Source organism: Naasia sp. SYSU D00057 (genome assembly GCF_017916505.1).
Classification (GTDB): Bacteria; Actinomycetota; Actinomycetes; order Actinomycetales; family Microbacteriaceae; genus Naasia.
This window is the reverse complement of sequence record NZ_JAFMSZ010000004.1, coordinates 275,184-283,679: the sequence shown is the minus strand read 5'-3', so window position 1 is coordinate 283,679 and position 8,496 is coordinate 275,184. Positions and strand designations below refer to the sequence as shown.

9 protein-coding genes are annotated in these 8,496 nt (G+C 72.6%); 3 read left to right on the top strand and 6 right to left on the bottom strand.

The genetic code is table 11. The features are described from left to right. Positions 1-420: 420 nt before the first annotated feature. On the bottom strand, positions 421-1,734 hold the full coding sequence (gene tyrS, locus J3P36_RS14200; RefSeq protein ID WP_210508875.1) for a tyrosine--tRNA ligase: 1,314 nt from the start codon (positions 1,732-1,734) through the stop codon (positions 421-423). 103 nt (positions 1,735-1,837) lie between these two features. Here tyrS and J3P36_RS14195 point away from each other — a divergent pair, with 103 nt between their 5' ends. The 3 genes from J3P36_RS14195 to J3P36_RS14185 all read left to right on the top strand — a co-directional run bounded on the left by J3P36_RS14195 (position 1,838) and on the right by J3P36_RS14185 (position 4,072). Further along, positions 1,838-2,473: a DNA-binding protein gene (locus J3P36_RS14195; protein WP_210508874.1), complete on the top strand. Its 636-nt coding sequence runs from the start codon at positions 1,838-1,840 to the stop codon at positions 2,471-2,473. Beyond that, the gene (locus tag J3P36_RS14190; RefSeq protein ID WP_210508873.1) at positions 2,470-3,015 is read left to right on the top strand and encodes a hypothetical protein; all 546 of its coding nucleotides are present in this window, start codon (positions 2,470-2,472) and stop codon (positions 3,013-3,015) included. The genes J3P36_RS14195 and J3P36_RS14190 overlap by 4 nt, the downstream gene beginning before the upstream one ends. Before the next feature lie 148 nt (positions 3,016-3,163). After that, entirely contained in the window at positions 3,164-4,072 is a 909-nt protein-coding gene (locus tag J3P36_RS14185; RefSeq protein ID WP_210508872.1) for a Rieske 2Fe-2S domain-containing protein, read from the top strand. A 10-nt stretch (positions 4,073-4,082) separates the two neighbouring features. Here the strand turns inward: J3P36_RS14185 and J3P36_RS14180 are convergent, their stop codons facing one another. Genes J3P36_RS14180 through argF form a run of 5 tightly spaced genes read right to left on the bottom strand, consistent with a single transcriptional unit; the run spans position 4,083 to position 8,456 of the window. Next, positions 4,083-4,709, bottom strand: a complete 627-nt coding sequence (locus J3P36_RS14180) for a DNA-3-methyladenine glycosylase (RefSeq protein ID WP_210508903.1) — start codon at positions 4,707-4,709, stop codon at positions 4,083-4,085. Continuing rightward, positions 4,706-4,849 (bottom strand): hypothetical protein, encoded by a 144-nt coding sequence (locus J3P36_RS14175; RefSeq protein ID WP_210508904.1) that lies wholly within the window; start codon positions 4,847-4,849, stop codon positions 4,706-4,708. The genes J3P36_RS14180 and J3P36_RS14175 overlap by 4 nt, the downstream gene beginning before the upstream one ends. After that, positions 4,846-6,288: an argininosuccinate lyase gene (argH, locus tag J3P36_RS14170; protein WP_210508871.1), complete on the bottom strand. Its 1,443-nt coding sequence runs from the start codon at positions 6,286-6,288 to the stop codon at positions 4,846-4,848. The genes J3P36_RS14175 and argH overlap by 4 nt, the downstream gene beginning before the upstream one ends. 6 nt (positions 6,289-6,294) lie before the next feature. Beyond that, on the bottom strand, positions 6,295-7,491 hold the full coding sequence (locus tag J3P36_RS14165) for an argininosuccinate synthase (protein WP_210508870.1): 1,197 nt from the start codon (positions 7,489-7,491) through the stop codon (positions 6,295-6,297). A 41-nt stretch (positions 7,492-7,532) separates the two neighbouring features. Then, entirely contained in the window at positions 7,533-8,456 is a 924-nt protein-coding gene (gene argF / locus J3P36_RS14160) for an ornithine carbamoyltransferase (RefSeq protein ID WP_210508869.1), read from the bottom strand. Positions 8,457-8,496 lie beyond the last annotated feature (40 nt).

Genomic DNA, 8,496 nt, shown 5'->3' with positions numbered 1-8,496 from the left:
GAGGGCAACTTCCCTATCTTACCTCTCCCACCCCAGCCGGTCAAACCGCCCGCCGCTTCCGCGACGAGATCTGAGGAGTGATGAGAGGCAATCCCCTCCCACGCTCGAAGAGCGAACTGGAGGAGGATTCTGGTCCCGCTTGAGGCCGGGGAGCTCTTCCGCTCTCCCGCACCTTTGGGGCGACGAGGAACTAACTTACGTTCCTCCCGGCTCCCCCGCAACTCGCTTGCTCACCCGGGCGTGTCGTTCGCTTGCGCGTCCGCACGGCGCGGCCGGAGAGCGCGTGTCGCAGGAAGGCCGTGCCGGTTTCGAGCCGCTTCCGCGGCCGGCTCCCCGCACAGGAAGTGCAACGTCCTGGTTCCGCCGGTATTCCCGCTTCCGCAGGCCCTTCCGGAGGGCGCCGACACCCCTTCCGCGAGCTCAGGCGGCAGGGATCCCCGTCTCGAGGAAGACACCCGCGAGAGTGCGCTTGCCCCGCCGGAGGACCGCCGCTCCCCCGGGCAGCGCGCTGCCCTGGAGGGTCGCCGCCTCATCGGTCACCTTCGTGTTGTTGACGTAGACGCCGCCCTGGGCGATGGCCCGGCGCGCCTCGCTGAGGCTCCCGCAGAGGCCGGTGTCGGCCAGCGCCTGCGCCACCGTCGTCGTGCCCGGCGTCGTCGTGTTCGGGATCTCCCGCAGCGCGGTCGCGAGCACGTCCTGGTCGAGGGCGGCGAGGTCGCCCTGGCCGAAGAGCGCCTCGGACGCGGCGACGACGGCGTCGACGGCGCCGGCCCCGTGCACGAGCGAGGTCACCTCCCGCGCGAGGGTGCGCTGCGCCTCCCGGCGGAATGGAGCATCCGCCACCGTCTGCTCGAGCCGCTCGATCTCGGCGCGGGGCAGGAAGGTGAACACCTTGAGCCGGTCGACGACGTCGGCGTCGTCGGTGTTGAGCCAGAACTGGTACATCGCGTACGGGCTCGTCAGCGCGGGATCCAGCCAGACGGCGTTGCCCTCGCTCTTGCCGAACTTGGTGCCGTCGCTGTTGGTGATCAGCGGCGTGCCGATGGCGTGGACGTGCACTCCCTCCACTCGGTGGATGAGGTCCGTCCCGCTCGTCAGGTTGCCCCACTGGTCGCTGCCGCCGGTCTGCAGCACGCAGCCGTAGGTGCGGTAGAGCTCGAGGAAGTCGAGCCCCTGGAGGATCTGGTAGCTGAACTCGGTGTAGCTGATGCCGGCGTCGGAGTTGAGGCGGGCGCTGACCGCCTCCTTCTTCAGCATCGTCCCCACCCGGTAGTGCTTGCCGATGTCCCGCAGGAAGTCGATGGCCGAGAGTGGAGCGGTCCAGTCGAGGTTGTTCACGATGCGGGCGCCGCTGTCGCCGTCGAACGCGAGGAAGCGCTCGATCTGTGCGCGCAGGTAGCCGACCCACTCGGCGACGGTCTCCTTCGAGTTGAGCGTGCGCTCAGCGCTCGGCCGGGGGTCGCCGACGAGGCCGGTCGATCCGCCGACGAGTCCGAGGGGCCGGTGACCCGCGAGCTGGAGGCGGCGCATGGTCAGCAGCTGCACGAGGTTGCCGAGATGCAGGCTCGGCGCTGTGGGGTCGAAGCCGCAGTAGTACGTGATGGGGGGCCCGGACAGCACGGTGCGCAGCTCGTCCTGGTCGGTGGAGACGGCGACGAGGCCCCGCCAGAGCAGCTCGTCCCACACACTGGGGAAGGAGGGGTCGTTGGTCTGGGCTTCGAGGGACGCTGGCACGCCCCTACGGTAGCAACGGGCGCCGACGAGCCCGGCGGCTTGCGGAGCGTGCCGTTAGGCCTGCAGGCTTGATCGCGGCGACTCAATGCGCCAGACTTGACCTATGTTCGTGCTGACCGTCGATCAGGTCGACAGCCGCCACCAGGAGGACCGGGTCGCCGCCGCGATCGACCGGGTGCGCCGGGACGGCGGCGAGCGCCTCGCCCTGCCGCCCGACCGCAGCGCCGGCGACGAGTTCCAGGTGCTCACCGCGGATGCCCGAACCGCCCTTGACCTGACCCTCGCCCTCACCCGCGGCCGGGCCTGGAGCGTCGGACTCGGGGTGGGACCGGTCCGCGAGCCCCTCCCCGCTTCCGTGCGGGAGGCGACCGGGCCGGCCTTCATCGCGGCGCGGGAGGCCGTGGACGCGGCGAAGAAGGCGCCGCATCGCTTCTTCCTGACCGCCGCGGGCGCAGGACTGCTCGACGGGGAGAGCGTCCGCGCGCTCATCGAGCTGGTGCTGGCCATCCGCGGCCGTCGCTCGGACGAGGGCTGGGAGGTCGTCGACCTCCTCCAGGACGGCCGCACGCAGGCAGCGGTGGCCGATCAGCTCGGCATCACCCCGCAGGCCGTCAGCCTGCGACTCGCCGCGGCGCAGTGGCGCCTGGAAGAGGCCGCCGTCCCGGCGCTCGCCCTACTGTTGGAGGATCTCGACCGCGGGGCGACTCCCTCGGCGGTCCCCTCGCCAGGAGCGTCATGATCCTCACCGTGCTCTACCTGGTGCTGCTCGTCCTCGTGACGGCCGGCGCCGCCGCCCTCAGCGTGCTCGCCTGGATGCGCCCGGCCCTGCCCTTCGCGGCCGCCGCCGGCGGCGCCGCTGCGGCCGCTCTCCTGCTCGCCGCCGTGCCGACCGGCGACGACCCCGGCTTCGCCATCACTGCGCTGATCACCGTGCTCGCTCTCGCCGCCGCGATCGTCGGCGGCGGGCCCGCCGCGACCGTCGCCCTCCGCCTCGCGACCCACGGCACCGTCGCGGAGGGGGCGCACGGCGGCATCATCCAGGACGGCAGCGAGGTGCTGCGCGGCGGCACCGCCATCGGGATCCTCGAGCGGCTCGCCGTCGCCGCCGTCATCGTCGCCGGGTTCCCCGAGGGGCTCGCGGTGATCGTGGCCATCAAGGGCGTCGGACGGTTCAGCGAGCTCGACTCGGCGGCCATCCGGGAGCGGTTCATCATCGGCACGTTCGCGAGCTTCATATGGGCTGCGGCGTGTGCCGGGATCGCGGTGCTCGCCCGCGGCTGACCGCGCCGGCCGACAGCGGGTGCGGAGTGTTCCTCTCCGTCCCTCCGGCCGCAACCCGGCGAAAGCCCGAATCGGTGCGGCTATGGTGAGCGCGTCGAGTGGCCCGGTTGCCCGCCGGCCCCGCGCAGCGAGCACGGGAGGTCCCCGCATGAGCGTCCTGAACCGCCTGACCGAGAGGGTGATCCGCGCCGTCGAGGAGGCCGAGTTCCTCGACGCTCCCGCGGGCGCCGCGTCCCGCGCCGTCACCCGGCTCCTGCCGCCGGGCCGGCCGAAGGACCTGCTGAGCGGGACCTGGCTCGGGCACGCCCTGCATCCGGCGCTCGTGGTCGTGCCGATCGGGTCCTGGGCCGGCGCCCTCTACCTGGATCTGCGGGGGAGGCAGACCGACCGGACGGGCGCCCGCCGCCTCGTCGGCATGGGCGCCGCCGCCGCGCTGCCGGCCATCGCCGCCGGCGTCAGCGACTGGTCGGACACCCTGGGCGCCGAGAGACGCGTCGGCTTCGTGCACGCCCTGGTCAACAACACCTCGCTCCTCCTGTTCACCCTCAGCTGGGTGGCACGCCGCCGCGGCAACCAGGCGGCGGGGGTCGGCGCCGCGGTCCTCGGCGCGGGCTTCCTCGGTCTGGGCGCCTGGCTCGGCGGCCACCTGTCCTACGCGCGGGGCGTCGGGGTCGACACGACCGCGTTCGAGGTCCTGCCCGAGGAGTGGACGGACGTCGCCGCCGTCGACGAGGTGACCACCGCTCCCCTGGTCGCGGACGCGGGAGGCGTCGCGGTGATGCTCCTCCGCGAGGGGGACCGGATCCGCGCGCTGCAGGATCGATGCACCCACCGGGGCGGGCCGCTGCACGAGGGCGAGATCGCGGACGGCTGTGTCACCTGCCCCTGGCACGGCAGCCGGTTCCGGCTGTCCGACGGCGCCGTGGTGCGCGGTCCGGCAACGAGGCCGGAGCCGGCACCGCAGGTGCGCACGGTGTCGGGCCGCGTCCAGGTGCGCCGCTTCCCGGACGAGCCCGGGTCGCTGCGCCAGAACCCGGTGATGCCGCCGGAGCGCTGACCGGCCCGCGTCAGGAGGCGGAGGGGCGCCGCTTCGGAACGTGGCGGCGGTACGGCGAGACGGTGGGCTCGTGCGGGAGGAAGAAGCGCCACGGGAAGGTCTCGGTGCCGCCCTCGCCCGACACGCCCGTGCGCGGGCTCACCGCGTAGCCCTCCGCAGGTGCGGACGGCAGCTCGAGCCGGTACGGGGCCGCGAACAGGTCCGAGCCGCCGTCCGAGAGCGGGATGCCCATCGCCACCGCGAGCCGGGCGGGGCCGCGAGCCAGGTCGCGGGAGGGAACGCCCTCCCCGCGGCGCGCACGGGCGAGCTCCTCGCCCTCGACGATCTCCCCCGCCCGCAGCAGCAGTCCCCCGGCGCGGCCCTCGGGCAGGCACACCACGTTCGCGCACACGTGCATGCCGTAGGTGAAGTAGGTGTAGAGGTGGCCGGACGGGCCGAACATCACCTCGTTGCGGCGGCTGCGGCCGCGGTGCGCGTGCGAGCCGGGGTCGCTGCCCTCCCCCGAGTACGCCTCCACCTCGGTGATCCGCAGCGACACCGGTCCGTCCTCCCCGATTCGGGTGAGGACGGCGCCGAGCAGCAGCGGGGCGACGGTCTCCGCGGGCGCGTCGAGCAGACCCCGGCGGTCAGCGCTCAGAGGAACGTCCCGGTGCCGACGGAGACCGCGATGACGGCGACGAGCGCCAGCACCGCGACGAGGACGACGACGCGGAGCACCCACGGCCGACCGCCGGGGCGACTGCCGCCCGCACGGCCCCCGTCCCGCCCGGCGCTCACCGGATGCCGCCCGCGAGCACGCGGACGCGCTCGGTGAGGGTGCTCAGCTGCTCCCGGACCCGCTCGGGGGCGGTGCCGCCGGCGCCGTCCCGGCTCGCGACCGAGCTCTGGACCGTGAGCACCGAGCGCACGTCGGGCGTGAGGAGCGGAGAGACGGCCCGCAGCGCGTCGTCGTCGAGGTCCTCGAGGCCGACGCCCCGCTCCTCCGCCGCGCGGACCATCGAGCCGGTGACCTCGTGCGCCTCCCGGAACGGGATGCCCTGCTTGACGAGCCACTCCGCGACGTCCGTCGCGAGCGAGAAGCCCTGCGGCGCGAGGGACGCCATCCGCTCGGTGTCGAAGTGCAGCGTCGCCACCATGCCGGTGAAGGCGGGCAGCAGCACCTCGAGGGTGGCGATCGAGTCGAAGACCGGCTCCTTGTCCTCCTGCAGGTCGCGGTTGTACGCGAGCGGCAGGCCCTTGAGCGTGGCGAGCAGGCCGGTGGCGTTGCCGATCAGCCGGCCCGCCTTGCCGCGCGCGAGCTCGGCGATGTCCGGGTTCTTCTTCTGCGGCATGATGCTCGAGCCCGTGGAGTAGGCGTCGGACAGCGTCACGAAGCCGAACTCGCGGGTGTTCCAGAGGATGATCTCCTCGGCCAGGCGGGAGACGTCGACGCCGATCTGCGCCGTGATCCAGGCGAACTCGGCGACCACGTCGCGGGACGCGGTGCCGTCGATCGAGTTCTCGACCACGCGGGAGAACCCGAGGTCCGTGGCGACGGCGGTGGCGTCGAGGCCGAGGGTGCTGCCGGCGAGGGCGCCCGACCCGTACGGCGAGGCGTCGGCGCGGCGGCTCCAGTCGCTGATCCGCTCCAGGTCGCGGACGAGCGGCCAGGCGTGCGCGAGCAGGTGATGCGCGAGCAGCACCGGCTGCGCGTGCTGCAGATGCGTCCGGCCGGGCAGGATCGCGCCGAAGTGCCGGTCCGCCTGCGCGGCCAGGGCGTCGACGAGGTCGACCAGCAGGCGCGACAGGGTGCCCGCGCGGTCGCGCAGCAGCATCCGAATGAACGTCGCGATCTGGTCGTTGCGGCTCCGGCCTGCGCGCAGCTTGCCGCCGAGCTCGGGGCCCGCCCGCTCGATCAGGCCGCGCTCGAGCGCCGAGTGCACATCCTCGTCGCCGGGCTCGGGGCCGAACCGGCCCTCCTCCACGTCGCGCTCGAGCTCGTCGAGGCCCTCGAGCATCGCCGTCAGCTCGCTGCCGGTCAGATAGCCGGCCTTCGCGAGGGCGCGGGCGTGCGCCCGCGACCCCGCGATGTCGTAGCCCGCGAGCTGCCAGTCGAAGTGGGTCGAGCGGCTGAGCGCCTCCAGCTCCGGCGAGGGGCCCGAGGTGAATCGCGCACCCCAGAGCGCGCCCTCTCGGGCAGCGCCCTCGTCCGTCCCGTCGATCCCGCTCGCCGCCATGACGTCCTAGCCCTGCAGGTCGCGCTTGGCCGAGATCTTGCTCGGCAGGGACCAGATCTCGATGAAGCCCTTCGACAGCGACTGGTCGAACGTGTCGCCGGTGTCGTAGGTCGCGAGGTTGAAGTCGTAGAGGCTCTGCTCGCTGCGCCGGCCGGTGACGACCGCGCGGCCGCCCTGCAGGGTGAGGCGGATGTCGCCGGACACGACGCGCTGCGTGTCGTCGATGAAGACGTCGAGGCTGCGCTTGAGGGCCGAGAACCAGAGGCCGTCGTAGACGAGCTCCGACCACTTCGACTCGATGCTCCGCTTGAAGCGGGCGAGGTCGCGCTCGATCGTGAGGTTCTCGAGGTGCTCGTGCGCCTCGATCAGCGCGATCGCGCCCGGCGCCTCGTAGACCTCGCGGCTCTTTATGCCGACGAGGCGGTCCTCGACCATGTCGATGCGGCCGACGCCGTGCTTCCCGGCGATCGCGTTGAGCTGCTCGACGGCCTGCAGCGCGGTGACCGGCTTGCCGTCGATCGCGGTGGGCACGCCGGCGGTGAAGGTGATGGTCACCTCGTCGGCGGGCTTCGGCTCGGCCGGGTCCTGCGTGTACTCGTAGAGATCCTCGATGGGCGCGTTCCACGGGTCCTCGAGGAAGCCGGTCTCGACGGCGCGGCCCCACACGTTCTTGTCGATCGAGTAGGGGTTCTTCTTCGACTGCTTGATGGGCAGGCCGTGCTCCTCCGCGTAGACGATCGCCTTGTCGCGGGTGAGGGCGAGGTCGCGGACGGGCGCGATGCTCGTGAGGTCGGGGGCGAGCGCGGCGACGGCCGCCTCGAAGCGGACCTGGTCGTTGCCCTTGCCGGTGCAGCCGTGGGCGACGCTGTCGGCGCCGAGCTCCTTGGCCACGCGCGCCAGGTGGCGGGCGATGAGCGGGCGGCTGAGCGCGGACACCAGCGGGTACTCCTTCTGGTACATCGCGTTCGCCTTGAGCGCGGGCATCAGGAAGTCGTCCGCGAACTCGTCCTTCGCGTCCACCACGACGGACTCGACGGCGCCGCAGTCGAGGGCGCGCTGACGGATGTCCTCCATGTCCTCGCCGCCCTGTCCGACGTCGACCGCGAGGGCCACGACCTCCTTGCCGGTCGCATCCTTCAGCCAGCCGATCCCGACGGACGTGTCGAGCCCACCGGAATACGCGAGCACTACGCGTTCTGCCACTTCTCTCCTTCGTGTTGTCCGATCAACCCTAGATCGCCCGGCTACTGCTGCCGCAGGAGCCAGACGAGCAGGGCCTTCTGGGCGTGCAGCCGGTTCTCGGCCTCGTCCCAGATCACGCTCTGCGGCCCGTCGATGACGGCCGCGTCGACCTCGTAGCCCCGGTCTGCGGGCAGGCAGTGCAGGAAGAGCGCGTCCTCCGCTGCCGCCGCCATCAGCTCGGGGGTGACCTTGTAGCCGCCGAGTGCGGTGATGCGCTCGGCCTTCTCGTCCTCGCGCCCCATCGACACCCACGTGTCGGTGACCACGATGTCCGCCCCGCCCACTGCGGCCAGCGGATCCGCGAGCACGGCGACGGATCCGCCGGTCGTCTCCGCGATCGCGGCGGCGTCGGCGACCACCTGCTCGGCCGGCTCGTAGTCGATCGGTGCGCCGATGCGCACGTTCATGCCGGCGGTCGCCCCGGCGAGCAGGTAGGACTGCGCCATGTTGCTGGCGCCGTCGCCGAGGAAGGCGACGGTGAGGCCGGCCAGCGCTCCGCGGTGCTCCCGGATGGTGAGCAGGTCGGCGAGAAGCTGGCAGGGGTGGAAGTCGTCGGAGAGCGCGTTGACGACCGGCACCGTGGTGCCCTCCGCCATCTCGGCGAGTCCGGACTGGGCGTAGGTGCGCCACACGATCGCCGCGACCTGCCGCTCGAGGACCCGCGCGGTGTCGCTCGGGGACTCCTTGCCGCCGAGCTGGCTGTTCGCGGTCGAGATGATGAGCGGGCTGCCGCCGAGGTCCGCGATGCCTACGGCGAAGGACACCCGCGTGCGCGTCGACGACTTGTCGAAGATGACCGCGACCGTCTGCGGGCCCTCGAGCGGCTTCGCGGCGAACCGGTCGCGCTTCAGCTCGAGCGCGAGATCGAGGATCTCGGCCTGCTCGGCCGGGCTGAGGTCGTCATCGCGGAGGAGGTGGCGGGTCATGGAGCTCCAGGTGGAAGGGCGCTGAGGTCGTGTCGCGGTC